The organism is Nonomuraea sp. NPDC001831 (assembly GCF_042892035.1).
Lineage (GTDB): Bacteria > Actinomycetota > Actinomycetes > Streptosporangiales > Streptosporangiaceae > Nonomuraea.
Genome location: NZ_JBIATU010000001.1, coordinates 732,009 through 755,626, shown reverse-complemented (window position 1 = coordinate 755,626; position 23,618 = coordinate 732,009). Strand labels below are relative to the sequence as shown.

Annotated in this window: 25 protein-coding genes; 17 read left to right on the top strand and 8 right to left on the bottom strand. The window is 74.3% G+C overall.

Translation table 11 applies throughout. The features are described from left to right. Positions 1–81: 81 nt before the first annotated feature. Together ACFYYW_RS03270 and ACFYYW_RS03265 are read left to right on the top strand one after the other, a co-directional pair. Positions 82–681 carry a hypothetical protein gene (locus ACFYYW_RS03270; protein ID WP_352328383.1) on the top strand — a complete coding sequence of 200 codons (600 nt, stop codon included), beginning with the start codon at positions 82–84 and terminating at the stop codon, positions 679–681. A gap of 64 nt (positions 682–745) precedes the next feature. Then, entirely contained in the window at positions 746–1,276 is a 531-nt protein-coding gene (locus ACFYYW_RS03265) for a GNAT family N-acetyltransferase (protein ID WP_387644483.1), read from the top strand. Here ACFYYW_RS03265 and ACFYYW_RS03260 read toward each other — a convergent pair. Then, entirely contained in the window at positions 1,251–2,672 is a 1,422-nt protein-coding gene (locus tag ACFYYW_RS03260) for a hypothetical protein (RefSeq protein WP_387644482.1), read from the bottom strand. The genes ACFYYW_RS03265 and ACFYYW_RS03260 overlap by 26 nt on opposite strands. A gap of 125 nt (positions 2,673–2,797) precedes the next feature. After that, a complete protein-coding gene (locus ACFYYW_RS03255) occupies positions 2,798–3,319 on the bottom strand; it encodes a snapalysin family zinc-dependent metalloprotease (protein ID WP_352328386.1) in 522 nt (173 codons plus the stop codon). Between the two features lie 189 nt (positions 3,320–3,508). Here ACFYYW_RS03255 and ACFYYW_RS03250 point away from each other — a divergent pair, with 189 nt between their 5' ends. Beyond that, complete coding sequence (locus ACFYYW_RS03250; RefSeq protein WP_387644480.1) at positions 3,509–4,765, top strand: cation:proton antiporter; 1,257 nt, start codon at positions 3,509–3,511, stop codon at positions 4,763–4,765. Positions 4,766–4,812: 47 nt separating this feature from the next. Here the strand turns inward: ACFYYW_RS03250 and ACFYYW_RS03245 are convergent, their stop codons facing one another. From ACFYYW_RS03245 to ACFYYW_RS03235, 3 genes are all read right to left on the bottom strand, one after another. Then, positions 4,813–6,342 carry an alpha/beta fold hydrolase gene (locus ACFYYW_RS03245; RefSeq protein WP_387644477.1) on the bottom strand — a complete coding sequence of 510 codons (1,530 nt, stop codon included), beginning with the start codon at positions 6,340–6,342 and terminating at the stop codon, positions 4,813–4,815. Positions 6,343–6,498: 156 nt separating this feature from the next. Further along, positions 6,499–7,215: a YqjF family protein gene (locus tag ACFYYW_RS03240; RefSeq protein WP_387644475.1), complete on the bottom strand. Its 717-nt coding sequence runs from the start codon at positions 7,213–7,215 to the stop codon at positions 6,499–6,501. After that, positions 7,212–7,439 (bottom strand): hypothetical protein, encoded by a 228-nt coding sequence (locus ACFYYW_RS03235; protein WP_352327104.1) that lies wholly within the window; start codon positions 7,437–7,439, stop codon positions 7,212–7,214. The genes ACFYYW_RS03240 and ACFYYW_RS03235 overlap by 4 nt, the downstream gene beginning before the upstream one ends. A 139-nt stretch (positions 7,440–7,578) precedes the next feature. Here ACFYYW_RS03235 and ACFYYW_RS03230 point away from each other — a divergent pair, with 139 nt between their 5' ends. Next, positions 7,579–8,334 (top strand): ZIP family zinc transporter, encoded by a 756-nt coding sequence (locus ACFYYW_RS03230; protein ID WP_364417574.1) that lies wholly within the window; start codon positions 7,579–7,581, stop codon positions 8,332–8,334. A gap of 13 nt (positions 8,335–8,347) precedes the next feature. Here the strand turns inward: ACFYYW_RS03230 and ACFYYW_RS03225 are convergent, their stop codons facing one another. After that, positions 8,348–8,929, bottom strand: a complete 582-nt coding sequence (locus ACFYYW_RS03225; RefSeq protein WP_387644471.1) for a helix-turn-helix domain-containing protein — start codon at positions 8,927–8,929, stop codon at positions 8,348–8,350. 117 nt (positions 8,930–9,046) lie between these two features. On the opposite strand from ACFYYW_RS03225, the gene ACFYYW_RS03220 reads away from it, so the two are divergent. Further along, positions 9,047–9,883, top strand: coding sequence for an EamA family transporter (locus ACFYYW_RS03220; protein WP_387644469.1), 837 nt, complete (start codon positions 9,047–9,049; stop codon positions 9,881–9,883). 86 nt (positions 9,884–9,969) lie between these two features. Here ACFYYW_RS03220 and ACFYYW_RS03215 read toward each other — a convergent pair whose 3' ends face one another. Beyond that, positions 9,970–10,506 carry a hypothetical protein gene (locus ACFYYW_RS03215; protein ID WP_387644468.1) on the bottom strand — a complete coding sequence of 179 codons (537 nt, stop codon included), beginning with the start codon at positions 10,504–10,506 and terminating at the stop codon, positions 9,970–9,972. A gap of 149 nt (positions 10,507–10,655) precedes the next feature. Between ACFYYW_RS03215 and ACFYYW_RS03210 the strand changes: the two genes are divergently transcribed. From ACFYYW_RS03210 to ACFYYW_RS03155, 12 genes are all read left to right on the top strand, one after another. Continuing rightward, positions 10,656–11,075: a hypothetical protein gene (locus ACFYYW_RS03210; RefSeq protein WP_387644465.1), complete on the top strand. Its 420-nt coding sequence runs from the start codon at positions 10,656–10,658 to the stop codon at positions 11,073–11,075. A gap of 87 nt (positions 11,076–11,162) precedes the next feature. Continuing rightward, positions 11,163–12,392 (top strand): alpha/beta hydrolase family protein, encoded by a 1,230-nt coding sequence (locus ACFYYW_RS03205; protein ID WP_387644462.1) that lies wholly within the window; start codon positions 11,163–11,165, stop codon positions 12,390–12,392. A 75-nt stretch (positions 12,393–12,467) separates the two neighbouring features. Continuing rightward, entirely contained in the window at positions 12,468–13,061 is a 594-nt protein-coding gene (locus ACFYYW_RS03200) for a hypothetical protein (protein ID WP_387644460.1), read from the top strand. A 10-nt stretch (positions 13,062–13,071) separates the two neighbouring features. Next, positions 13,072–13,605, top strand: coding sequence for a GNAT family protein (locus tag ACFYYW_RS03195; RefSeq protein WP_352327093.1), 534 nt, complete (start codon positions 13,072–13,074; stop codon positions 13,603–13,605). A gap of 105 nt (positions 13,606–13,710) precedes the next feature. Then, positions 13,711–14,208: a hypothetical protein gene (locus ACFYYW_RS03190; protein WP_387644458.1), complete on the top strand. Its 498-nt coding sequence runs from the start codon at positions 13,711–13,713 to the stop codon at positions 14,206–14,208. A gap of 198 nt (positions 14,209–14,406) precedes the next feature. Continuing rightward, entirely contained in the window at positions 14,407–15,843 is a 1,437-nt protein-coding gene (locus tag ACFYYW_RS03185; protein ID WP_387644457.1) for an MFS transporter, read from the top strand. After that, entirely contained in the window at positions 15,840–17,366 is a 1,527-nt protein-coding gene (locus ACFYYW_RS03180; protein WP_387644454.1) for an FGGY family carbohydrate kinase, read from the top strand. Before ACFYYW_RS03185 ends, ACFYYW_RS03180 begins: the two co-directional genes overlap by 4 nt. Next, a complete protein-coding gene (locus ACFYYW_RS03175; protein ID WP_387644452.1) occupies positions 17,363–19,036 on the top strand; it encodes a glycerol-3-phosphate dehydrogenase/oxidase in 1,674 nt (557 codons plus the stop codon). Before ACFYYW_RS03180 ends, ACFYYW_RS03175 begins: the two co-directional genes overlap by 4 nt. Then, positions 19,033–20,586 carry an FAD-binding oxidoreductase gene (locus tag ACFYYW_RS03170; RefSeq protein WP_387644450.1) on the top strand — a complete coding sequence of 518 codons (1,554 nt, stop codon included), beginning with the start codon at positions 19,033–19,035 and terminating at the stop codon, positions 20,584–20,586. The genes ACFYYW_RS03175 and ACFYYW_RS03170 overlap by 4 nt, the downstream gene beginning before the upstream one ends. Positions 20,587–20,596: 10 nt before the next feature. Then, positions 20,597–21,208, top strand: a complete 612-nt coding sequence (locus ACFYYW_RS03165) for a glycerol-3-phosphate responsive antiterminator (RefSeq protein WP_387644448.1) — start codon at positions 20,597–20,599, stop codon at positions 21,206–21,208. A gap of 27 nt (positions 21,209–21,235) precedes the next feature. Further along, positions 21,236–22,153, top strand: a complete 918-nt coding sequence (locus ACFYYW_RS03160) for a DMT family transporter (RefSeq protein WP_387644445.1) — start codon at positions 21,236–21,238, stop codon at positions 22,151–22,153. After that, complete coding sequence (locus tag ACFYYW_RS03155) at positions 22,153–23,253, top strand: alcohol dehydrogenase catalytic domain-containing protein (protein ID WP_387644443.1); 1,101 nt, start codon at positions 22,153–22,155, stop codon at positions 23,251–23,253. Before ACFYYW_RS03160 ends, ACFYYW_RS03155 begins: the two co-directional genes overlap by 1 nt. Here the strand turns inward: ACFYYW_RS03155 and ACFYYW_RS03150 are convergent. Then, positions 23,186–23,539 carry a hypothetical protein gene (locus tag ACFYYW_RS03150; RefSeq protein WP_352329894.1) on the bottom strand — a complete coding sequence of 118 codons (354 nt, stop codon included), beginning with the start codon at positions 23,537–23,539 and terminating at the stop codon, positions 23,186–23,188. The genes ACFYYW_RS03155 and ACFYYW_RS03150 overlap by 68 nt on opposite strands. Between the last annotated feature and the right edge of the window lie 79 nt (positions 23,540–23,618).

Sequence of the window (23,618 nt, the reverse complement as noted above, 5' to 3'; positions counted from 1 at the left end):
GCCTGCGGGGCTGGTCATGCGACCAGGTCGGCACGCGGAAAATCGGGTGCGCCACGGCGGCGGCCGGTGTTGCATGTCCGGATGATCGACGAACCGCTGGACCGCCTCCGCGCCGCCGCACGACGTACCCGCGAACTGGCCCTGGAACGGGGGGCCACCGGTGTCGGCCACGAGGACGCGGACGACGACGCCGGCACCGTCGCCACCGACGGCGCGCTCGGCTTCGACCCGTTCCCCCTGCTCGAAGCCCTGCACCGGCATCGCGTGCGGGCCGTGGTGATCGGGCAGGTCGCCGGCATCATGCACGGCTCGGCCGAGCTGACCGGCGACCTCGACCTGCTCTGGGACGGCCGCCCCGCCCAGGCCCCGGCCCTGGCCGCCGCCTTCGCCTCGGTCGGCGCCCGGCTCGCCGACGAGACGGGCGGCCCGCTGCCCGTGCACCCGGACTCCCTGCTGCGCCCGAAGACGCGATTCACCTCCCCGGGGGCCGGCGGCGACTGCTGCACCCCGGCGCTCCCCTGGGGCGGGCTTCGGGTCGGCGAGTGCCTGGACCGCGCGGTGACCGCGACCGGCCCCGGCGGCCTGGAGGTCCATTACGTCTCGCGGGAGGACCTGATCCGGATGCGCCGCGCCCTGGGCCGGCCCAAAGACCTGCGCCGGGCGGCCGAACTGGAGGCGTGAGCGGCGGCGTCCCGGCCGGAAAACGAGTCGTCGGGCCGGCGGCGGTGGAGTAGGTTCGCCGTTCATGACCCCCACTCTGCGCACCGAGCGGCTGCTGCTGGAGCCGTACGTCCCCGCCGACGAGGACGCGTTCGTCGCCATGTTCCAGGATCCGCGGGTCACGCGCTGGATGGGGGACGGCACCGCCACCGAGGCCGAGGACCGCGCGCTGTTCGGCCGCATCTTCAGCAAGGTCTACGCCCAGGACCTGTTCGCCGTCTGGGCCGTCCGCCGGGACGGCGAGCTGGTCGGGCACGCCGAGATCAAGCCGACCGACACCGTGTCGGGCCACGAGCTCATCTACGCGCTGGTCCCCGCGGTGTGGGGGGCGGGCCTGGGCCGGGAGCTGGCCGAGGCGATCGTCGGCCACGGCTTCGACGCCCTCGGCCTGACCGAGGTGCACGCCACCGTCGCGGCGGACAACCTCGCCTCGCTGGCCGTGCTGCGCAGGCTCGGCTTCGAGCACGTACGCGACATCACCGAGGACGACGGCGGCACCACCCGCGTGCTGACCCGCCGCCGTCCGCCGGTCACTCCACCGCGCCCGCCCGCGTGAGCAGGTCCTGGTACCAGGGGTCGTACGGATGGTTGGTGGCCGGGTAGTTCGCCGGCGGATCGGTCGCCTGGCCCGCCGAGTCGAAGTCCCAGCCGCGGACGAGCCGGCCCGCCCGCCGCGCCTCGGTGATGAACGACGACTGCCCGGCGGGCGCCGCGTAGAACAGCGCGTCCTGCCGCAGCTCCGCGCTGTCGCCCTGCTGGAACTCGGCGAAGGCGACCTGCCGGTGGCGGATGCGGTCGCCGGTGAAGGCGTCGGTGTCCACCCGCAGGGTCCGCGACGGCGTCGGGCCGTCGGCGCCGGTCCACACGTGCACGCGGGGCGCGCCGCCGTAGGAGGTGGTCTTGTCGTGGCGGGCGTCGGAGGTCCTGGCGTTGCCGCTCCACGTGACGCTCGCCGCGCCGGCGTCGAGCGTGCCGGACCACTCCCAGTTCTGGCTGTTGCTCTGGCTTCGGTGGATCTCCCGGAGCCGGGTCCCGTTCGCGTCGGTGAAGCGGATCGTCGGCAGCACGCCGTTGTCGTACTGGCGACTGGCGGACCAGGTGATCTCGCCGGCGGCGTCCAGGCGTCCCACGCGGTACCAGAGCGTGGTGGCGTTCTGCGACTGGTGGACCTCGACCAGGTCGCCGTCGTCGTTGAGGGCGACGGCGGGGGTGACGCCGCTGTCGTACCTGCCGTGGCGCAGCCAGGTCACCCGGCCGTCGGCGCCGTACGCGCCGGTCCAGTACCACAGCGCTCCGGCGCCCGAGTCGTGCACCTCCACGACCTGGCCGCGGGTGTTGGCCGCGACGGCCGGGTTGGCGCCGAGGTCGCGCTTGTACAGCGTGCGGGTCGTGCCGTCGCCGGAGATCACGGCGAGCACGCGGCCGCGCAGCGCGTCCACGGCAGGCGGGCCGGCCGGGTAGTCCTCGGCCCGCAGCAGCCGCGGCCCGAAGGCGGCGACGAGCTCGTCGTTCAGCGCGGCCGGGTTGCCCGCGGCGTAGGACGGGTTGTCGGTCAGATCGTCCTTGAGGTCGAGGGCGACGACGATCGGCGCGGCCGTGGGATGCGCCGCCGACCAGCCGGCGATCACCGCGAGCCAGTCGCGGAGGAGGTTGGAGGCCGGGTTGCCCGCGTGGTCCACCTCGTCGCCGGGGGCGTCGTGGCCGACGGAGTAGTCGCGGGCGGTGGCGTACCCGTTGTCGTGGACGTCCAGCTCGACGAAGCGCACGCCGTGGTCGAGCTGGTAGGCGATCGAGTTCCGGGCGCCGGCGAGGTTGCCCGAGTAGCTGTTGTGCGTGGCGCGGAAGACCGCCGAGGGTAACGGCACGTCCGCCGCCGCCTCGGCCGATCCGCCGGCCGCCAGGACCGAGGCCGCGGCGGCGAGGGCTGACAGGACGGCTCTCGAACGTGGCATGCGCTGATCCTCACGTCGGGGGGCGATTGCTCCCAGACAATACGATCACGGCCCGCCGGCCAACCCCGCCGGACGAACCGGCGGGGCGGCACGGAGTGACCTGGCCTGGCGCGGCGCGTCGGAGGTCAGCGGTCCTCGTGGACGCGGCCGAACTCGACCGCGGGCGCGCTGCCGGCGAAGTTGCGGTCCACCTCGGCCCGCTCGGCCCCGCTGGGGGTGGCGTTCGTGCAGCTCACGGGCGCGCTGGAGCCGGACATCAGGTCGCCGCAGAGCCCGGTGCGCCGGTCCGGCAGGCCGAGGATGTGGCCGATCTCGTGGGTGGCGATCCGCAGCGGGTAGTAGCCCTGGTCGACCGCCTGGCGGCCCATCCAGATCGTGCCACGGCCGAGGCTGGTGGGCAGCGTCCTGGGCCAGTTGTTGTCGGCCAGGACGACGAAGCTCGCGGGCGTGCCCCGCATGAGCCGGACGTTCACCACGTTCGCGTTCCAGACCTGGGCGGCCTGGTCGATCACGGTGACGAACTCCGCCGACCGGGAGGCGTCGTACCGCAGCACCCGGACCAGCACGGCGGCCTGGGCCGGGGAGGTGACCAGCAGGAAGGAGAGGGCGAGGACGACGGAGAGCGTGACACGGAGAGACCTTGACACGGATCCTCCTCCAGAAGTTGGGGGGTCCTGTCACGGTAGGCGCGCGGCGAGGGGTCGGAAAAGTAGCTATTAGTGCATATTGCCGCGATATGCCGACGGCAGCCGAGGCTCGCCGATCCGGGCGATACTGAGCGGTTTGCGAGCATAAAAGGAAGATTGTCCTGAGTTGATCAGGGCAGTGGGGCCGGGATGTCCACCCCCGATCTCGTCCTGGCCCTCGGCGGCGCCGCCGCGCTGCTCGCCGCCGTCCTGCCCGGCCTGCTCGCCCGCCGGGCCTTCTCCCCTCCCCTGGTCTACCTGCTCGGCGGCATGGGGCTGTACCTGCTGCCGATCGGGCTGCCCGAGCCCGATCCCGTCGCCCACCGGGCGGCCGTCGAGCACGTCACCGAGATCTGCGTGCTGGTCTCGCTCATGGGCGCGGGGCTGGCGCTCAACCGGCGGATCGGGTTACGGAGCTGGTCGACGACCTGGCGGCTGCTCGGCTGGGCGATGCCGCTGACCGTCGCCGGGGTCACGGCGGCGGCGACCGGCGTGCTGGGCTGGCCCGTCGCCGCCGCGCTGCTGCTCGGGGCGGTGCTCGCGCCGACCGACCCGGTGCTCGCCTCCGACGTCAGCGTGGGCGAGCCGGCCGACGCCGAGAACGCCGACGACGAGGTCCGCTTCGCCCTCACCTCGGAGGCGGGCCTGAACGACGGCCTGGCCTTCCCCTTCGTGTACGCCGCCATCGCCCTGGCCACCGCCGGCGGCCTGGGCTGGACGGGCGAGTGGGCGATGACGGACGTGCTCTACCGGATCGTCGCCGGGGTCGTCTGCGGCCTGCTGATCGGCCGCCTGCTCGGCCGGCTGTTCTTCCACTCCCCCGCCGAGGAGCTGCGCCTGGCCGAGCGCCGCGACGGCTTCGTGGCCCTGGGCGCCACCCTGCTCGCCTACGGCGTCACCGAGCTGGTCAGCGGCTACGGCTTCATCGCCGTGTTCGTCGCCGCCTGCGCCATCCGCCGGGTCGAGCACGGCCACGGCTACAACAACGTCCTGCACGGCTTCGTCGAGCAGCTCGAACGGCTCTTCACCTCCTGGCTGCTGCTCCTGCTCGGCGGATTCGTCGCCGCCGGCGGCCTGGCCCCGCTCACCTGGCGCGGCGCCCTCGTCGGAGCGCTGCTGATCCTGGTCATCCGCCCGCTGGCGGGCTGGCTCTCCCAGGTCCGGGGCCCGGCCGGCCCCCGCGAGCGCCGGGTCATCTCGCTGTTCGGCATCCGGGGGGTGGGGTCGCTGTTCTACCTGGCGTACGCGCTGGGTCACGCCGACTTCGGCGTGCCGCCCGAGGAGCTGTGGGCGGTGACGGCCTTCACCGTGGTGCTCTCGGTCGTCCTGCACGGCATCACCGCGACCCCGGCCATGACCCGCCTCGACGCCCTCCGCGAGCGCCTGACCTCGGGCGCCCGGGGGTAGGACGCGGCCTCGCGGCGAGGGGGCCGCGAGGCCGCGTCACCATCCGGCTACCGCAGGACGGACGTCCACCCCGGGCGGCCGGGCAGCGGGCTCGGGCTCGGGACCCGCCTGAGCGACAACTCGCCCGGCGGTACGGCCGGGCAGCGGGCGCCCCTGGCGGGCAGCTCACGGGAGACCAGGTAGCGGTCGAAGGCGGCCGTCGTGCACTCGCCGCGCCCGTAGATGCCGTGCCCCCAGCCCTCGTAGGTCAGCAGCCGGGCCTGCCGGCCGGCCTGCAGCGCCGTGGAGGCCGCCCACACGTGCGGCGTGGCCGGGTCGTGCAGGGCGTTGCCGAGCAGGAGCGCCGGCGAGCCGTCCACCCTGAGCCGGTGCTGCCGGTTGGGCGTGGCCGTGCCCTGGCAGGCCAGCGCGAGCGGGTGCGCCGCGGCGCTGACCAGCATGTCCGGCGCGAGGGCCGCCGACCTGCGCAGCAGCCGGTCCCAGTCGCGGTAGCCGCGGACGGGCAGCGCGTAGTCCTGGCAGAAGACGAAGCTCGCGTCGTTGACCGTCTCCCCGGCGGCCCGGACGGGCGGCGCGAGGAGCGGGCTGACCGGGCCTGCGCCGCTCTCCATGGCGGCCAGCAGCTCGGCGAGCTGGCTCCAGGCCGGGCCGTAGAACGCGCCGAAGGCCAGGCCGATGAGGTCGAGCCTGCGCAGCTTGACGTCCGGCTGCCCGGGAAAGGTCAGCTCGCCCCGCTCCGCCCTGGCCAGCAGCTCGTGCCACACCGCGCGGACGTCCCTGCCGTGCAGCGCGCACGAGTCGGTCCGGCCGCACCAGGCCACGAACTCGTCGAAGGAGTCCTGGGAGGTCCAGGCCTCGGTGTCCAGGAACGCCTGGGTGCCCAGGCTGTGGTCCATGTTGCTGTCCAGCGCGAGGGCGCGGACGCGGCGCGGGTAGCGCTCGGCGTAGAGCTGGCCGATCAGGGTGCCGTACGAGACGCCGTAGTAGGTCAGCTTGTCGTCGCCGAGCGCGGCGCGCAGGGCGTCGAGGTCGCGGATCACGTACCCGGTGTGGACGTTGTCGAACAGCGGGCCGGTGCGCCGGCGGCAGTCCTCGCTGTAGCGCTGGTTGAAGGCGAGCAGGGCGTCCCAGCCGGCCTGGTCCTTGATCGACAGCGGGTCGGGCGCCTGCTGGGCCAGCTCCAGCGAGCAGGTGACGGGATGGCTGCGGCCCACGCCGCGCGGGTCGAAGCCGACCACGTCGAAGCGGCTGGTGATCTCGGGGGTGAAGCCGAGCCAGTTGTTCACCACGGCGTCCACGCCGGAGCCGCCGGGGCCGCCGGGGTTGATCACCAGCGACCCGACGCGGGCGGCCGGGTCGCTCGCCCGGCGCCGGGCCAGGGCCAGCTCGAACGTCCCGGCGCGCGGATCGTTCCAGTCGACCGGGACGGTCAGCGTCCCGCAGTCGGCCGCGGGATCCTCCGCGCACGGCGTCCACCGCACGGCCGGGGCGGTGGTGGCGGCCGCTGTCGCGGGGACCGGCGCGAGCGGCGCCGCGAGGGCCGATAAGAGGGTGAGGATCAGGACTGGTCTTCGCATCGCGACTCCAATCGTCGGGGACCTGATCATCGATCAGTTCCTCCGACAAGACCATCCGACTGGAGGAGGAGACCGGAGTCATCCCTGAGTACCTTCCGCCCGGCCGCCGTGAACGGCTTCCTCTTCATGTGCCCCGTACGCGGGCCTGGCGTCAGGTCACCACGACCACATGCCGACGCGTACGTCCACGCCCGGGGAGGCGTGCAGGAGGGGCGGGCCGGCCGGGTCGGGCAGGCCGGCCGCCCGCAGCAGGTCCTGGTCGAGGCCGGTCAGCTCGACGTGCTGCAGCGGCCACGGCGGGTGCTCGACCTCGGCGGCGGCCAGCCGGCCCGCCACTCTGGTGAACAGGCGGTGGCGGGCGGTCAGGAAGTGCGCGAGCTCGTCCTGCTCGTCCTCCCGCAGGACGCCGCCCACCTCCGCCTCGGCGTCGCACCGCACGCCCGGCGTCCCCGGCCACCGCCGGCGGCAGCGGTAGCGGCGGCGCCGCCGGTCGATCCGGACCGACATGTCGGACCAGTGGTAGGGCAGCCCGTAGCCGGAGCGGCCGCCGAGCGCGGCCAGCAGCCGTCCCGCGTCCAGCGACAGGAACCAGACGCCGGAACGGCCGCGCGCGTCCCGCACGTACGTGCGGCAGTTGGTCTCCGGGAAGGCCGACAACCACGGCACGGCGGGCAGGCCGGGCACCCGTACGTCCTCCATGAGGAACGGCGTCACCCCCACCCACGCCGACCCGTCCATGGTCTCGACGGCGAGCTCGTCCGGCACCAGCTCGCGGACCACCTCGACGGGGTAGCGCCAGTGCACGAACGTGATGTGCGCCCACCGGTGGCACATCACCGGCAGCGCCACGCGCGGCGACGGCGGCGCCTTCACGCGGTGCGGCGGTGCTCGGCGAGGACCCGGCCGTCGCGCCGGATCCGGGCGGCCCGGTAGGGCGGGGCCGGGCAGGTGACGCACGCGCGCGCGGCCGACTCGGCCTCCGCCTGGTCGATCCCCCAGCCGATGGTGTGCCAGCGTTCGCCGGACGCGTCCAGGGCGGTGATCTCGTAGAGCTGTCGCGCCGGACGCGGGGTGCAAGAGGTGTGGCGGTGCTCCATCCAAGTCTCCTCACGACGGGGGCGGACCGCCGCCTGCCCTACCCGGGGCGTTCCACCCCAATCCCCGCCTCCGGAACGCGTGACGGGAAGGACACAGGCAAGAGAACCTGGGGACGAGACGCGAGAGGGATCGGTGCACATGCCGGAGTGGCTGGAAGCGGGGACATGGGGGCTGGTCGCCGGAGGCGCGCTGGTCCTCGGCGCGGCCGTGGCGATGCTGGTGCGGGTCCCGGCGCGGGTGATCGCCGCCGTCATGGCCTTCGGCGCCGGGGTGCTGATCTCGGCGCTCTCCTTCGAGCTGCTGGACGAGGCCGAACGGTCGGGCGGCCTGCTGCCCACCGCCGTCGGCTTCCTGGCCGGAGCCTGCGCGTACGTGGCGGCCAACGCGATCCTGGCGCGGCACGGCGCCCGCCACCGCAAGCGCTCCGGCGACCAGCAGCCCAGCGAGGCCGACGCGCAGGGCAGCGGCGCCGCCATCGCCGTCGGCGCGCTGCTCGACGGCATCCCCGAGTCGGTGGTGCTCGGGCTGTCCCTGCTGCACGGCGGCGAGATCGGCCTGGCCGTCGTGGCGGCGGTGTTCGTCTCCAACGTCCCCGAGGGCCTGTCCAGCGCCGCCGGCATGCGACGGGCCGGGCGCAGCCCCGCGTACGTGTTCGGCGTCTGGGGCGGCATCGCCGTGATCAGCGGCGTGGCGGCCCTGGCCGGCTACCTGACCCTCCGGTCGGCCTCCCCCGAGGCGATCGCGCTGATCACGGCGATCGCGGCCGGCGCCATCCTGGCCATGGTGGCCGACACCATGATCCCGGAGGCGTTCGAGCAGGCGCACGTCCTCACCGGGCTGATCACGACCGTGGGCTTCCTGTCCGCCTTCGCCATCGAGCGTCTGGCCTCCTGACGGCGGGCGGAGCTCACGGCGTCCGGGGGCCCGGAGGCAGGTGGACCGTCATGATCATGTCGCAGGCGCCGTCGCCCTCGCCCCGGTAGCCGTGCGGGGCGTCGCCGTCGAAGGTGGCGGTCTGGCCGGCCTCGACGGGGTGCTCGGCGCCGTCGAGGACGAGCGTCATCCGCCCGGACACGACGCTGAGGGTCTCCACCACCCCGGCCTGGTGGGGCTGGCTGGGGTACTCCTCGCCGGGTTCCAGCCGCCAGCGCCAGACCTCGACCGGGGCAGGGCCGGTGGTGGTCAGCATGAGCCGGGCCTGGCCGCCGCGCGGCCCGGTCCACAAGGGGGCCACGGCGTCGGCGGCCACCACGCGCAGGCGGCCCTCCGGCGGCCCCTGCATCAGGTCCGAGACCGGGATGCCCAGGGTGTCGGCCAGCCGGACCAGCGTGGCCAGGTTGGGGTTGCCCTGCGCCTTCTCCAGCGCCACCAGCGCGCCCTTGCTGACCTGGGCCCGCCGGCCCAGCTCCTCCAAGGACAGGCCGGCGCGGGTGCGGGCGGCCTTGACGTTGTGGGCGACCGTGCGCAGGGCGCGGGCCGGCTCGGCCATCTGTTCACCTTCCTCGCGGGACGGACCGGTGCAATGTACTGCGCGGTCGGTCCGTTGTCCTCCAGCGGTCAGTCTAATGTACTCTTTGGTCGTTCCGCTGATTGTCCGGGAGGTGTCGTGATCGCTCTGCTGCTGGCCCTGGGCAGCTCGCTCGCCTACGGCTGCGCCGACTTCCTCGGCGGCCTGGGCGCCCGCAAGGCCCATGTGCTGCGCACCGTGATGGTCGCGGCCCCGGCCAGCCTCGTGGTCGAGCTGCTGCTGTGGCCGATGCTCGGCGCGTCGTTCAGCCCCGCCGCGCTCGGCTGGGGCGCGGCCTCGGGCGTCGCCTCGGCGGCCGTGTTCGCCCTGCTCTACCGCACGCTGGCGATCGGCCCGATGAACGTGCTGTCGCCGGTGACCGCGCTGGTCTCGGCCGCGCTGCCCGTCGCCGTGGGGCTGCTCCAGGGCGAGCACCTGTCGGCCGCCGGGCTGGTGGGGCTGCCGCTCGCGCTGGTGGCGGTCGTCCTGGTCAGCGCGGGGCACGGCGCGGGGTCGGCGCGCCCGTCACGGACGGCGCTGCTGCTGGCCTTCGGCGCCGGGTCGGCGATCGCCCTCCAGCTCGTCTTCCTGCACCAGGCGCCGTCCGACAGCGGGGTGGCGCCGTTGATCGTGGGGCGGGCGGTCTCCTCGGCCGTCACCCTGGCCGCGGCCGGGCTGCTGCGCCGCCGGCTGGGCCCCGAGCGGCCCGCGTACGCGCTGTCGGCCACCGCGGGTGTGCTCGACTCGGTGGCCAACCTGCTGTTCCTGCTCGCGGCCCGCAGCGGCGACCTGGCCGTGGTGGCCGTGGTCACCGCCCTCTACCCGGCCGGCACGGTGCTGCTGGCCCGCGGCGTGCTCGCCGAACGCATCCACCGCGGCCAGCTCGTCGGCCTGGGCGCCGCAGCCCTCGCCGTCAGCCTCCTCGCCCTGCCCTGAGGTCCTGCCCTGAGGTCCTGCCCTGAGCCCTGTTCGGCCGACCTGCGCAGGATCGAGACCGCGCACACCGCCTACACCCCGGCCCTCTACCGGTGAGCCGCCTCCTCCGGGCGGGCGGTGACCGGCTGCCTGAGCAGTGTCTTCGGGTCGGGGTCGGTGAACTCGGTCAGGTAGATCTCGTGGTGCAGCCCGTTGGGCACCAGCCCGTGCTCGGCCATGAACGCCTCCATCACCTCCAGCGACCTCTTCTCCTCGCTGTAGGGCCCCTCGTGCAGCAGCTCCACGCACTCGCCCTCGGTGAAGGTGACGACCTGGACCCGGTCGACGGCGGCCCCCGACGGGCGGGCCCGTTCACGTGCCGCCTCGGCCGCGCCCGGCTCGGGCATCTCGGGCAACGGCAGCAGCAGGTGCCACCGCCACTGGTCACGAGGGGTCTCCAGCGGCGGCAGCGACGTGTCCTCCACCCACCACCGCCCCTCCAGCGGCCCGGCGGCGCCGCCCATCGCGGCGGCCACGGCGTACAGGGCGCCGATGGCCGACAGGTGTTCGGGGCCGCCGGGCTCTCCCATGCCCGTGACGTTGAGACAGGTGACGGGATGGCAATGGACCAGTCGCGGGGTCATGGATCCTCCGGGTAGATCTGGGTGGAATCCCCCATAGCGTGGGGTCTCCCCGTGGGGGAGAGTCCAATCAGCGTCATCCTCACCGACGCCGTCCACGCCGTCCACGCCTTCCGAGCGGTCTCCAGCAGCACAGATCCGGAGGATGTCCCATGACCACGCCGACCCCTCCCGCCGCGCTGCCCGGTTCCGGCCTGCACACGGCCAAGATCCTGGTCGCCGCCTACGCCGCGCTCAGCCTGCTGACCGTCGCGGCGATCGCCGTCCTGTCCGCCGTCGCGCCGTCGCTGGTCACCCCCGAGGCATGGGGGCGCGGCGTCATCGTGGCGGCGACGTCCGTCCTGACGTTCGTGTTCGCCCGGCGCGCCCAGCGGGGCGGCGACCGGGCCCTGCTGCGCCTGCGCATCGTGCTCGTCGTGATCCTGGTCGCGGTCGTGGGGGTGCTGCTGTTCCTGCCGCTGCCGGGCTGGATGGTCGCCGAGCAGGGCGTCTGCGGGGTGCTGCTGCTCTGCGCGGCGGTGCTCGCCTTCCGCTTCCGCGCCGCTCCGCCCGCCGCCCCGCCCGCCGGCTGACCCGCGCGGCGGGGCCTCCTCCCTACGGTGTCCCGCACTCCGCTCCCTTATACACCGCGTATATACTCTCGGAGTATATTGCGGTGCATGATCAAGCACCTCGGAACGAACCGGGCCGGCGGGACCGCGGCCGTCGCCGGGCTCGCCGTCGTCCTGGCCGCCGGGCTGGTGCACGGCTCGCCGGCGGCGGCGTCCGTGGCGTCGGCCCCGTCGGCCGCGTCGGCATCGGCGGCGCCCGCGCCCGCGACGTACCTGCCTGCCCCCACCGGCTCCCGGCCGGTCGGCACCACGTCCCTGTACCTGAAGGACACCTCGCGCCCCGACCCCTGGGTCCCCTCGGTCAAGGCGCGCGAGCTCATGGTCTCCCTCTGGTACCCGGCCAGGTCGCCGGGCCGCCGGCGCGCCCCGTACATGACGGCCAAGGCATCGGAGCTGCTGCTCAAGGACGGCGGGATCACCCACCTCCCGGCCGACACCCTGAGCAGGACCCGGACCAACGCCTTCACCGACGCCCGCCCCGCCGGACGCCCCCGCAGCCTGCCCCTCGTCGTCCTGTCCCCCGGGCACAGCAAGCCCCGCACCGAGCTCACGGCCCTGGCCGAGGAACTGGCGAGCCACGGGTACGTGGTGGCCGCCGTCGACCACACCTACGAGAACGTCGCCACCTCCTTCCCGGACGGCCGGGTCACCACCTGCGTCACCTGCGAGATCGACGACAAGGGCCCGGCCTGGTGGGCGAAGCTGGAGCAGAGCCGGGCGGCCGACGTGTCCTTCGTGCTCGACCGGCTCACGGGCGCGCACGCGCCCTGGAAGGGGTCCCGCCTGATCGACCCGTCCAGGATCGCCATGGCCGGGCACTCGGCGGGCGGCGCCGCCGCCGTCGCGTCGATCGCGGCCGACACCCGGCTGCGCGCCGGCATCGACCTCGACGGCAGCGTGGAGACGACGCTCCCGGAGGCCGGGACGTCCCGGCCGTTCCTGTTCCTGGGCAAGCCCGCCACGTACACGCCGGGCAAGGGCGATCCGGCCGCCACGTGGGAGCGCGTCTGGGCGCGGCTGACCGGGTGGAAGCGCTGGCTGCTGCTGACGGGGGCCGCGCACACGTCCTTCACCGACCTGGGCGTCCTGATGGACCAGCTCGGCATCGAGGACGGCGCCACCGTGCCGGGCGCCCGCGCGCTCGACGTCACCCGCGCCTACGTCACCGCCTTCTTCGACCGGCACCTGCGCGGGCAGCCCCGGCCCCTGCTGGACGAGCCGTCGGCCGACGTCCCCGAGGTGAAGTTCTGCAGTCCTGAGGCCAGGACCTGCGAGTGATTCGGGGCCCTCTGTACGCGGGGCCGTCCCGGCGGGCATGATGAACAACCATCGGTCCGTCTCCTTGGAGCGTCCATGGATCGTCTGTTCGTGCGGCTGGCCCTCTACGTGGTCAGGTTCGCCGGGGCCGTCGCGGGGGTGTGGGGGGTCGCCTACGCCGTCAACGGCGCCACGCAGGCCGGCGGGGAGATCGTCGTCCGCGTCGTCCCCCGCCTGGAGGACGCCGAGCGGCTCGGGCTGAGCGGGGTGAAGCTGCCCCGCGGCCTCTCCCTGGGAGACGGGGAGCTGCCGCTGCGGGTCTGGGACTCGACGGCGGCCGAGCAGGTGCTCTTCCGGGCGGACGTGCTGGTGGGCGGGCTGTGCGCGCTCGTCGCCGCGTTCCTGGTCGGGGGGCTGCTGACGTCGGTGTTCGAGGGCGAGCCGTACCGCCGCGGCAACGCGGCGCGGGTCGCCTGGCTCGCCGTGCTCGCGCTCGTCTCGGGAGCGGCCCAGGCGGTGCCCGCGCTCGCGGTGGCCGCGGTGCTCGACCGTGCCGGGGCGGGCGGGACGTTCGGGCCGCCGTCCGGGTTGTCGTGGTTGCCGTTCACGGGCGCGGCGCTGCTGGCGGCGCTGGCGTTGGCGCTGCGGGCCGGACGCCGGGCCCGCGCCGACGTCGCACCTGTCACATAGTGTCGCGATCATGACGATTGAACTGCGTGCCGTCCGGGAGGACGACCTGGCGTTCCTGACCCGGCTGATCGGCGACCCGGACAGCAGCGGCGAGTACCAGTGGTACGGCTGGCAGGACCCCCACCGCCTGCGCCGCCTCTGGGACGACAACGGCATGCTCGGCGACGACGGCGGCATGCTCGTGATCGCCTCCGGCGAGGAGCGGGCGGGCCTCGTGTCGTGGCGCAGACAACTCACCTCACGGGTGTCGTACTGCTGGGAGATGGGCCTGATCGTGGCGCCCGGCTTCCGCGGCAAGGGGCACGGGACGCGGGCGCAGCGGCTGCTGGCGCGCTACCTGTTCGACCACTCGCCGGTCAACCGGGTGCAGGCGACCACCGAGCTCGGCAACGTGGCCGAGCAGCGGGCGCTGGAGAAGGCCGGGTTCACCCGGGAGGGCGTGCTGCGCGGCGGCGGCTTCCGCGCCGGCGAGTGGCGGGACGGCGTGATGTACGGCATCGTCCGCGCCGACCTGGACGGGACCCGGGAACCTCCAGGCGCCTGACCGGCGGCGGCGCGGACCCCGGCGGAGGTCAACACGGGCTCAACGGATCCTCAACACCGGCCCCCCTAGGTTGCGATCACACGATTCCGCACCAAGGGGGAGCACATGCGTGACCTTCGAGCCCTGGCGGTCGCCGCGGTGGTGGCCGGCGGCCTCCTGACCGTCGCCTCGCCCGCCGGCGCCGCGGCACAGGACGCCCGGCAGGTGTCACGGACGCAGGCCGCCGGGCCGATCAACTACTCGTGCGGCGCGCGGCTGCGGGTGAGCCGGGACGTGCCCAGGAACACCTGGCACCGCATGGCGAAGGCCAAGGGCCGCCGCGGCATGGTCTACCTGTACGAGGCCGGCGGCGTCTACCGCGGCCGGGACGTGTGGTGGGCGTGGGGCACCAGCCTGCGCTCCGGCGACCGGATCTCCATCGACTGGACCGACGACGGGGGCCGCACCTACCACGCCTGCCATGCGGTCGTCAGGGGCGGCGGACGCCGCAGCGTCACGTCGTACGCGGTGGACGCCCCGAACGGCCGCAAGTTCCGGGCGTGCGTGAAGGCCGCGGGCAAGTGGTCGTGCACCCGCGGCTGGTGGGAGATCCGGTATTCCTGACCGGCCGGCGCACCGGGCAGGGGCGTGCGAGCTGCGGCGATACGACCCCGACTGCTTGACATACCGGACAACCGGCACATAGTGTCCCGTCAATCGGCAGGCACAGACGAAGAGATCCCTGTCAGTGGTCTTCGTCTGTGCCTTTGTCGTACCCGGACCGCTGGCAAGGGATCACACCCCCCTGAAAGGCGGCTGGGCATGAGCGACGCCCCCGTGCAGAACACCTCGGTCACGCTGATCCGCAACGCCGGAGACGCGGCCGACGCCATCAACACCCTGACGAGGCTGGCCGGCCGGGCCAACTGGATCTGGTTCCTCGCCCTGGCGGGCCTGTTCCTGGACGCCTACTCCAACGCCGCCCTGGGCGCCGGCCTGTCCCCCATGGTCAAGCAGCTGGGCCTGTCGCCGGGCCAGGTGGGCGTGCTCACCGCCATGGCGCCGGCCATCGCCATCGTCTCCAACCCGTTCGGCGGCTGGCTGGCCGCCCGGATCGGCCGGGTCAAGCCGCTGCTGCTGACCAAGGTGGTGTTCGCGCTCGGCGCGCTGCTGACCGCGGCCGGCTCCGACTTCCAGACCGTCTTCGCCGGCCGCGGCCTGGTCGGCATCGCGTACGGCATCGACTTCGCGGTGGCCATGGCGCTGCTGGCCGAGTACACGCCGTCCGCGCTCAAGGGCAGGCTCAACTTCTGGCAAGGCGTCTGGTACACCGCCACCACCACGAACCTGCTGCTCACGCTGGTGTTCTACCGTTTCGACGTGGGCGCGGACATCTGGCGCTGGTCGGTGGGCTCCTCGGCCGTCTTCGCCGTCGTGCTGCTGGTCCTGCAACTCACGTTCCTGGTGGAAAGCCCGACGTGGCTGGCCGCCAAGGGACGGCTGCGCGAGTCCGCCGCGGCCCTGCGCCGCATGTACGGCTTCGCCGTCCAGGAGGACGCCGGGCGGGACGGCGTCGCGGCCGAGCAGGGCCGGCAGGTGGGCTTCGGTGACGCGGGCGTGCTGTTCCGCCGGCCGTACCTGCCGCGCACGGTGTTGTCCACGGTCATCTCGCTCACCCAGGCCATGCAGTACTTCGCGGTCGGCTGGTACCTGCCGGTGATCAGCCTGGAGCTGTTCGGCAAGGAGTTCGAGAAGGCCACGATCGGGTCGATGGCGTTCAACGCGGTCGGCATCGTCGGCGGCTGCCTGGCGGCCTACACCGGCCGCCGCCTCGGCCTGCGGGTCAGCTCGATGGCGGGGTACGCGGTGGTGTTCGTGGCGCTGCTGGTGATGGGCGCGACGTTCAAGGAACTGCCGGTCGCGCTGGCCGCGCTGCTGCCCGTGCTGTTCATCTTCTTCCACTCCGCCGGGCCCGGCCCGAACGGCAAGTCGATCGCCGCGCTGTCCTACCGCAGCGACATCCGCACCCTGGGCACCGGCGTGACCGGCATGCTCGGCAGCCTTGGCTCGGTCGCCGGCCTGTACCTGTTCCCGCAGTTGCAGGCGGGCATCGGGGTCGGCGCCAGCCTCATGGTGCTGTCGGTGGTGCCGCTGGTCGGCCTGGTCACCTGCCTGCTGATCAAGTGGGACCCCACCCGCGTGGCGGTCAACCTGGAGGAGGAGGAGATCGCGCTGCGGAACAGGGACGAGCGCCGATGACCGGCCGTACCCGGCGCGGGATCCTCAGCGTCGACGAGGGCACCACGGGCACGCGCGCCGCAGTCGTCCTGGACGACGGCTCGGCGGCCCCGCCCGCCTACCGGCCCATCTCGGTCCACTCCCCCGACCACCTGCGGGTCGAGCAGGATGCCATGGAGATCTGGGCGAAGACCGCCAAGGTCTGCGCGCAGGCCCTGGAGTGGGCGCGGGCGCACGACGTCGAGGTCACCGGCGTGTCGATCGCCACCCAGCGCGCCACCGTGCTGCTGTGGGACACCGTCACCGGCGAGCCGCTCACCCCCGCCGTGGTCTGGCAGGACCGCCGCTACGCCGCCCGGCTGCGCGAATGGGAGCCCGGCTGGGACGCCCGCCTGGTCGAGCACACCGGCCGGCCGGTCGGCTCGCGCGCCCCGCTGCTGTGGGCCGCCGACGTGCTGCGCGACGACCCGGCCGTGCGCCGGGCGCACGAGGCGGGACGGGTGGCGTTCGGGTCGGTCGACACCTGGCTGGTGTGGCGGCTCACCGGCGGCGCGCGGCACGTCATGTCCGCCACCAACGCGGTCGCCGCCGGCGCCTACGACCTGCGCACCGGCGACTGGTACGAGCCGTGGCGGGACTTCCTCGGCTGCCCCCGCGACGTGCTGCCGCAGATCCTGGACGAGGACGGCGACTACGGCCACACCGACCCGGACGTGCTCGGCGTGCGGCTGCCGGTGTTGTCGGTGATGGGCGACCAGCACGCCGCGATGATCGCGCTCGGCGCGCACCGGCCGGGCCAGGCGATGTGCGTGCACGGCACGGGAACGTTCCTGGACGCCGTGGCCGGCGACCGGCCGCCCGCGCATCGCCGGGCGGTGCCGGGGGTGCTGACGCTGGTCGGCTGGCGTTCGCGCGGCGCGGCGGTGTTCAGCCTGGAGGGCTACGCCGCCACGACCGGCTCGGCGGTGCGCTGGTTGTGCGAGGAGATCGGGCTGTTCGACTCGCCCGCCCAGCTGACCGCGCTGGCCCGCGAGCATCCCGGGCCGAGCCGGGTGCGTTTCCTGCCCGCGCTGGCCGGGATGCGCACCCCGGTCTGGTCACCCGAGGCCACCGGCGTCCTGACCGGGCTCAGCCTGTCCACCACCCGGGCCGAGCTGGCCCGGGGCGTCCTGGAGGGCATCGCGCACTCGGTGTGCGACCTGCTGGACGGGGTGGAGCAGGCGCTCGGCGCGCCGGTCACCGATCTGTTCTGCGGCGGCGGCCTGGCCAGCAGCGACGTGCTGATGGCGAGCCAGGCCGACCTCGTCGGACGGCCGGTCCGCCGCGCCCGCGCCAACGAGACGGCCAGCCTGCGCGGCGCCGCCTACCTCGGGGGCGTGCGCGCCGGGCTCTGGCCCGACCTGCCCGCCGCCCTCGCCGGGCTCGGGGACGTCCCCGTCTTCGAGCCCACGTTGCCCGACGCCGCCCGCGAGGAGGCCCGCGCCGCCTGGCGTGACCTGCTCACCCGGCACATCTCGTACCAACAGGAGGAATCCCCCTCGTGATCCGGCTTCCAGAACGCAAGCCCAGATCGGAGACCAGGAGCGCCATCCGGCGCACCCCGCTGCGGCTGGACCGTCAGGCGCAGATCGAGCGGCTGGCCGCGCAGCCGGTGGACGTGCTCGTCGTCGGCGGCGGCGTGACCGGCTGCTACGCCGCGCTGGACGCCGCCACCCGCGGCCTGCGCGTGGCGCTGGTGGAACGCGACGACTTCGCCTCGGGCACCTCCTCCAAGTCCTCCAAGATGGTCCACGGCGGCCTGCGCTACATCGAGCAGGGCAACCTGCCGCTGGTGCGCCGCTCGCTGCTGGAGCGCCAGCGCTTCCGCCGCAACGCGCCCCACCTGGTGCGACGGCTGCCGTTCGTGCTGCCGATCCTCGCCGAGGACGGCGTCTTCGACGCCCGCATCGCCAAGGCCTTCGAGGGCCTGCTGTGGACCTACGACCTGGCGGGCGGCTGGCGCATCGGCCGGCTGCACCAGCGGCTCAGCGTGGCCGAGGTGCTGGCCAGGGCGCCGCGGCTGCGCGCCGACCGGCTCAAGGGCGGCCTGCTCTACTACGACAGCCGCACCGACGACGCCCGCCTGACCCTGACCATCGCCAGGACCGCCGCCCACTTCGGCGCGACCGTGCTGAACGGCGCCACCTGCCGCGAGCTGGTCAAGGAGGGCGGCCGGGTGCGCGGCGCCCGCATCGAGGTGGACGGCCGCACGGTCGAGGTGCGCGCCGGGGTCGTCGTCAACGCCACCGGCGTGTGGACCGACACCCTGGACGCGCTGTCGGACCCGGCGCACCGGCCGCGGGTGCGTCCGGCCAAGGGCGTGCACATCGTGGTGCCGTGGACGCGGCTGCCGGTGGACGGCACCGTGACCGTCCCGGTGCCCGGCCGGGCCCGCCGCGCCACCTGCACCCGCTGGGGCGACGTGGTCGTGGTCGGCACCACCGACACCGACTACGACGGCTCGCCCGACGAGGTGCTGTGCACCCGCGAGGAGATGCAGTACCTGCTCGACGGCGCCAACACCGCCTTCGACGCCGACCTCACCCCGGACGACGTGATCGGCTCGATCGCCGGCCTGCGCCCGCTGGTCGGCGAGAAGGAGGGCGCCACGCTCGACATGAGCCGCGACCACCGGATCATCACCGACGGCTTCGGCCTGGTCACGGTCACCGGCGGCAAGCTGACCACCAGCAGGCACATGGGCGAGCTGGCCGTGGACGAGGCGCTGAAGGTGCTCGGCCGCAAGGCCCGCTGCCGCACCGCGCGGCTGCCGCTGCTCGGCGGCGCTGGCTACGACGCCGAGGCGACCACCGCGACCGGCGGGCTCGGCGCCCACCTGGGCGAGCGGTACGGCACCGAGGCCCGGTTCGTCGCCGAGCTGATCACCGAGGACCCGTCGCTGGCCGAACCGGTCGTCGAGGGCAGCGAGTACCTGCGGGCCGAGGTGGTCTACGCGGCCCGCTGCGAGCTGGCCAGGAACGTGGACGACGTGTTGTCGCGGCGCACCCGGATGCGGGTGTTCGCCCGCGACCTGTCGGTCGAGGCGGCCCCCGAGGTGGGCCGGCTGCTCCAGCGCGAGCTCGGCCTCTCCGACGACGAGGTGGCCCGGCAGGTCGAGGACTACGTGCGCGGCGTGGACCGCGAGAAGAGCGTTCTGATGGAGGGACTTTCATGATCAGCAGGCAGACCGTCACGCACCCGTTCAACCGCGGCGACTACGTCGTGGGCGCGCCCACGCCGCCGCGCTGGGCCGCCGACTGCCCGCCGGGCAAGGGCCCGGCCAGCCTGCAGGGCCAGGTCGTGCCGGTCCCCGAGAGCGTGGTGGCGCAGCTGCGCGCGCTCGGCGCCGCCGTGCACACCGACCGGGACGAAGTAATCCTGCGCACCCGCGACTGGTGGGCGGGCACCTCCATCGGCGAGACCGACGGCCGCCCGGCCACGCCGGAGGCGGTCGTCGTCGAGGTGGACGACGAGCAGCAGGTGGCCGCCGTGGTGCGGATCTGCCACGAGCACCGCATCCCGCTGACCGTCTCGGCCGGCCGCAGCAACGTGCTGGGCGCCGCGCTGCCCGTGCACGGCGGCGTCGTGCTGGACGTGTGCCGGCTCAACCGCATCCTGTCCTTCGACGCCGAATCCATGATCGTCGAGGTGCAGGCGGGCATGTTCGGCGACCTGTTCGAGAAGGAGCTGCAGGAGACGCACGGCGCCACCACCGGCCACTGGCCGTCGGCGTTCGCCATCTCCACCGTCGGCGGCTGGGCCGCCTGCCGCGGCGCGGGCCAGCTCTCCACCCGCTACGGCAAGATCGAGGACATGGTGGTCGGGCTGGACGTGGTGCTGCCCGACGGCACCACCGCCAGCTACGGCACCTACCCGCGCGCCGCGGTGGGCCCCGACCTGCGGCAGCTGTTCATCGGCTCGGAGGGCACGCTCGGCGTCATCACCCGGCTGCGGCTGCGTACGCACCGGCTGCCCGACTACGCGGTGGGCATCGCCTACGGCTTCGACACCTTCGCCGCCGGGCTCGACGCGTGCCGGGAGATCCTGCAGCGCGGCGCCACCCCGGCCGCGCTGCGCCTGTACGACGCGCACGAGAGCGGCACCCACTTCGGCGAGCCCGGCACCAACCTGCTGCTGGTCGCCGACGAGGGCGACCCGGTGCTGGTCGACGCCGTCATGAAGATCGCCGACGAGGTCTGCGCCGAACGCGCGTCGGTGAAACTGGACGGCGCGGCCGTCTTCGCCCGCTGGCTGGACGAGCGGATGATCGTCGGCAAGGCCGCCGACGGCTTCGTCCGGGGGCCGGGGTTCGTCTCCGACACCTGCGAGATCGCCGGGCCGTGGGCCGCGCTGCCCGCCCTGTACGACGAGGTCGTGGCCGCCATCGAGGCCGTCCCCGGCACGCTGCGCGCCTCGGCCCACCAGTCGCACGCCTACACCGACGGCGCGTGCCTGTACTTCTCGCTGCGCGGCGACGTCGAACGCGACCAGCGGCGCGCCTGGTACCGGGCCGCCTGGGACGCCGCCGCCGAGGTGCTCGTCAGGCACGGCGCGGCGATCAGCCACCACCACGGCGTCGGCCTGCTGCGCTCGCCGTACATGCGGGACGCGCTGGGCAGCGGCTACCCCACGCTGGTGGCGGTCAAGCAGGCGCTGGACCCGCGGGGCATCATGAACCCCGGCAAGCTGGGGCTGCCCGCGCCCTTCGAAAACACGGCGCACTAAGGTGGATGCGGTGAACTCTCGACACAAGGCCCCGCTGGATCAGCGTCTGCTCGCCGCGCTGGCCGAGCATCCCGTCGCCGCGTCGCTGGTGGGGGTGGAGATGGTCGAGCGGTTCACCTCCTCCCCCACGCCGATCGGCATCCTGGCCTCCATCCCGCTCGGCGACCTGGCTGCCACGGTCAAGCGCACGGTGGACGCCCGGAAGATCGGGTTCGTCAACATCGACTCGACCCCCGGCCTGGGGCACGATCCCGGGGCGCTGGCGTACCTGCAGGGCATCGGCGCGGTCGGGGTCGTCTCCACGCGGCAGGCGATGATCGAGCGGGCCACCGGGCTCGGGCTGCTGACCATGCAGAAGGTGTTCGTCACCGACCGGTCGAACCTGCGGCGCAGCCTGCAGTCCATCACCCGGTCGCGGCCCGACCTGGTGCAGCTCATGCCGGCCATGGTGTTGCGGCACGTCGAGCGGCAGGTGCGGGCGGTCGGCGTGCCGTGCCTGGCCGCGGGGTTCGTGCAGAGCGCGGACGACGTGGTGGAGGCGCTGCGGCACGGGGCCGTCGGCGTGTGCACCTCCGACGAGGAGCTGTGGGGGCTGCGCCGCTCGGCCCTGCGCGCCTCCTGATCCGTCTTCATCCGGAAGGACCTTGCGATGACGCCTGCCCGCGTGCGGGAGACCGCCGCCCCTGCGGCGCCCGTCCGGCGCGCCGGGAGGCGGTGGCCGGTGGCGCCCGAGGTGTTCGTCGTCCTGTGGAGCAGCGCGTTCATCGCGGGCATCCCGGGGGTCAGGGCGGCTCCGCCGTTGTTGCTGATGTTCGGCAGGTTCGCCGTCGCCGGGGTGCTGCTGGGGGCGTACGCGCTGGTCAGGCGGGTGCCGTGGCCCCGGGGGCGGGATCTGGCGCACGTGGCCGTGGCCGGCCTGCTGATCCAGGCCATGCAGTTCGGCGCCTTCTACAGCGCGCTCGGCGAAGGGCTGCCGGCCGCGGTCGTGTCCCTCGTGCAGGGGCTCAACCCGGTGGTCATCCTGCTGGTCGGCCGGGTGCTGGGCGAGCGGGTCGGCGCCGGGCAGTGGGCCGGGTTCGCGCTCGGCCTGGCCGGGGTGGTCCTGGCGGTGGCCGACCGGATCAGCCTGTCCGCCTCCGGGGTGGCGCTGTGCCTGCTCGGGCTGGCCGGGCTCAGCGCGGGCACCCTCTACCAGCAGCGCTACGCCCCCCGCATGGACGCGCTGAGCGGCACCGCGGTGCAGCTGCTGGTCAGCGCCCCCGCCGCCGGGCTGGCCTGCCTGGCGCTCGGCCCGGTCCGGGTGTCGGACTGGACGGCGTTCGGGCTGTCGGTCGGCTGGATGGCGCTGGTCAACTCCATCGCGGCGTTCATCCTGCTCAACCGGATGTTGCTGCGCTCCCCCGCCAGCCGGGTGAGCACGGTGTTCTTCCTGACCCCGGCCGTGACCGCCGTCCTGGCCTGGTCGCTGGCCGGGCAGCCGCTGCCCCCGCTCGCCGTGGCCGGGCTCGTCCTGGGCGGCTGCGGGGTGCTGCTGGCCAACCTCTCGACACGAAGAAGGGCGAACTGATGCGCATTCGCGGCGCGGTCCTGGAGGAGATCGGCCGGTCCCGGCCCTACGCGAAGTCGCGGCCGCTGACGGTCTGCGACCTCGAACTCGATCCGCCGGGGCCGGGCGAGCTGCTGGTGCGGGTGGAGGTGGCCGGCGTGTGCCACTCCGACCTGTCGGTGCTGGACGGCAACCGGGTGCGTCCCGTGCCCATGCTGCTCGGCCACGAGGCGGCGGGCGTGGTGGAGCGGACCGGCCCCGGCGTGGACGACCTCGCCCCCGGGCGGCGCGTCGTGATGACCTTCCTGCCCAGGTGCGGCGGCTGCGCCGGCTGCGCCACCGAGGGCGTGACGCCCTGCGTGCCGGGCAGCGCCGCCAACAACGACGGCACCCTGCTGAGCGGCGCGGTCCGCCAGCACAGGGACGGCGCCCCGGTGCTGCACCACCTCGGGGTGTCGGCGTTCGCCACGCACGTGGTGGTCGACCGGCGCTCGGTCGTCCCGGTCGATCCCGACGTGCCGGCCGAGGTCGCCGCCCTGCTCGGCTGCGCCGTGCTGACCGGCGGCGGCGCCGTGCTCAACGCCGGCCGGCCGCGCCCCGGGCAGACGGTCACGGTCGTCGGGCTGGGCGGCGTCGGCATGGCGGCGCTGCTCACCGCGCTGGCCCTCGACGACGTCCGGGTGATCGGCGTGGACGCCAACCCGGCCAAGCTCGCCACCGCCCGCGAGCTGGGCGCGCACGAGGTGTACGGCCCGGACGACCTGCCCGGCCAGGCGGACGTCGTGGTGGAGGCGGCGGGCAGCGCGCGGGCGTTCGAGACCGCGGTGACCGCGACGGCCCCCGGCGGCCGCACCGTCAGCGTGGGCCTGCCCGCGCCCGGCGCCCGCGCCTCGATCTCGCCGCTCGCCCTGGTGGCCGGCGGGCGCAGCATCATCGGCAGCTACCTGGGCTCGGCGCTGCCCGCCCGCGACATCCCGGTGTTCGCGCGGATGTGGCGCGAGGGCCGGCTGCCGGTGGAGCGGCTGGTCTCGGCCCGGATCGGCCTGGCGGCCGTCAACGAGGCGATGGACCAGCTCGCCGACGGCGCCGCCCTGCGCCAGCTGATCGTCTTCGACGGCTGACCGCCGGGGCGTGCCCCCATCCGCCGGGGCCGCGCAGCAGCTCCTTCGACCGGGCCACGGCACGGCCGCGCACGCCGACGATGCGTCCGTCCTTGACCGCGATGTCCATCGCGTCGCCGTTGGAGTGCAGGACGGAGGCCGACTGGGCCCACGACTCGACGTCCTGCTCGGTCAGCCCCTCCTCCAGGCAGGCGTCCACCCGGACCGGCCAGCTCTCGGCGCTGCCGTCCTCGCGCGGCCCGTACGGCGTGCGCGAACCCCACGGATCGGCGATGCGGTCAGACATTCCGGCGGCTCCTTCCGGGGCGGGAGATCCGCACCGCATACCCGCACCTGGCCGTCCCATGCCTGCGCACCGTGGCGCG

Coding starts and splice junctions, on each gene's coding strand:
- ACFYYW_RS03270 (WP_352328383.1), top strand. CDS start 82: ATGATCGACGAACCGCTGGACCGCCTCCGCGCCGCCGCACGACGTACC.
- ACFYYW_RS03265 (WP_387644483.1), top strand. CDS start 746: ATGACCCCCACTCTGCGCACCGAGCGGCTGCTGCTGGAGCCGTACGTC.
- ACFYYW_RS03260 (WP_387644482.1), bottom strand. CDS start 2,672: ATGCCACGTTCGAGAGCCGTCCTGTCAGCCCTCGCCGCCGCGGCCTCG.
- ACFYYW_RS03250 (WP_387644480.1), top strand. CDS start 3,509: ATGTCCACCCCCGATCTCGTCCTGGCCCTCGGCGGCGCCGCCGCGCTG.
- ACFYYW_RS03245 (WP_387644477.1), bottom strand. CDS start 6,342: ATGCGAAGACCAGTCCTGATCCTCACCCTCTTATCGGCCCTCGCGGCG.
- ACFYYW_RS03235 (WP_352327104.1), bottom strand. CDS start 7,439: ATGGAGCACCGCCACACCTCTTGCACCCCGCGTCCGGCGCGACAGCTC.
- ACFYYW_RS03230 (WP_364417574.1), top strand. CDS start 7,579: ATGCCGGAGTGGCTGGAAGCGGGGACATGGGGGCTGGTCGCCGGAGGC.
- ACFYYW_RS03225 (WP_387644471.1), bottom strand. CDS start 8,929: ATGGCCGAGCCGGCCCGCGCCCTGCGCACGGTCGCCCACAACGTCAAG.
- ACFYYW_RS03215 (WP_387644468.1), bottom strand. CDS start 10,506: ATGACCCCGCGACTGGTCCATTGCCATCCCGTCACCTGTCTCAACGTC.
- ACFYYW_RS03210 (WP_387644465.1), top strand. CDS start 10,656: ATGACCACGCCGACCCCTCCCGCCGCGCTGCCCGGTTCCGGCCTGCAC.
- ACFYYW_RS03205 (WP_387644462.1), top strand. CDS start 11,163: ATGATCAAGCACCTCGGAACGAACCGGGCCGGCGGGACCGCGGCCGTC.
- ACFYYW_RS03200 (WP_387644460.1), top strand. CDS start 12,468: ATGGATCGTCTGTTCGTGCGGCTGGCCCTCTACGTGGTCAGGTTCGCC.
- ACFYYW_RS03195 (WP_352327093.1), top strand. CDS start 13,072: ATGACGATTGAACTGCGTGCCGTCCGGGAGGACGACCTGGCGTTCCTG.
- ACFYYW_RS03190 (WP_387644458.1), top strand. CDS start 13,711: ATGCGTGACCTTCGAGCCCTGGCGGTCGCCGCGGTGGTGGCCGGCGGC.
- ACFYYW_RS03185 (WP_387644457.1), top strand. CDS start 14,407: ATGAGCGACGCCCCCGTGCAGAACACCTCGGTCACGCTGATCCGCAAC.
- ACFYYW_RS03180 (WP_387644454.1), top strand. CDS start 15,840: ATGACCGGCCGTACCCGGCGCGGGATCCTCAGCGTCGACGAGGGCACC.
- ACFYYW_RS03170 (WP_387644450.1), top strand. CDS start 19,033: ATGATCAGCAGGCAGACCGTCACGCACCCGTTCAACCGCGGCGACTAC.
- ACFYYW_RS03160 (WP_387644445.1), top strand. CDS start 21,236: ATGACGCCTGCCCGCGTGCGGGAGACCGCCGCCCCTGCGGCGCCCGTC.
- ACFYYW_RS03155 (WP_387644443.1), top strand. CDS start 22,153: ATGCGCATTCGCGGCGCGGTCCTGGAGGAGATCGGCCGGTCCCGGCCC.
- ACFYYW_RS03150 (WP_352329894.1), bottom strand. CDS start 23,539: ATGTCTGACCGCATCGCCGATCCGTGGGGTTCGCGCACGCCGTACGGG.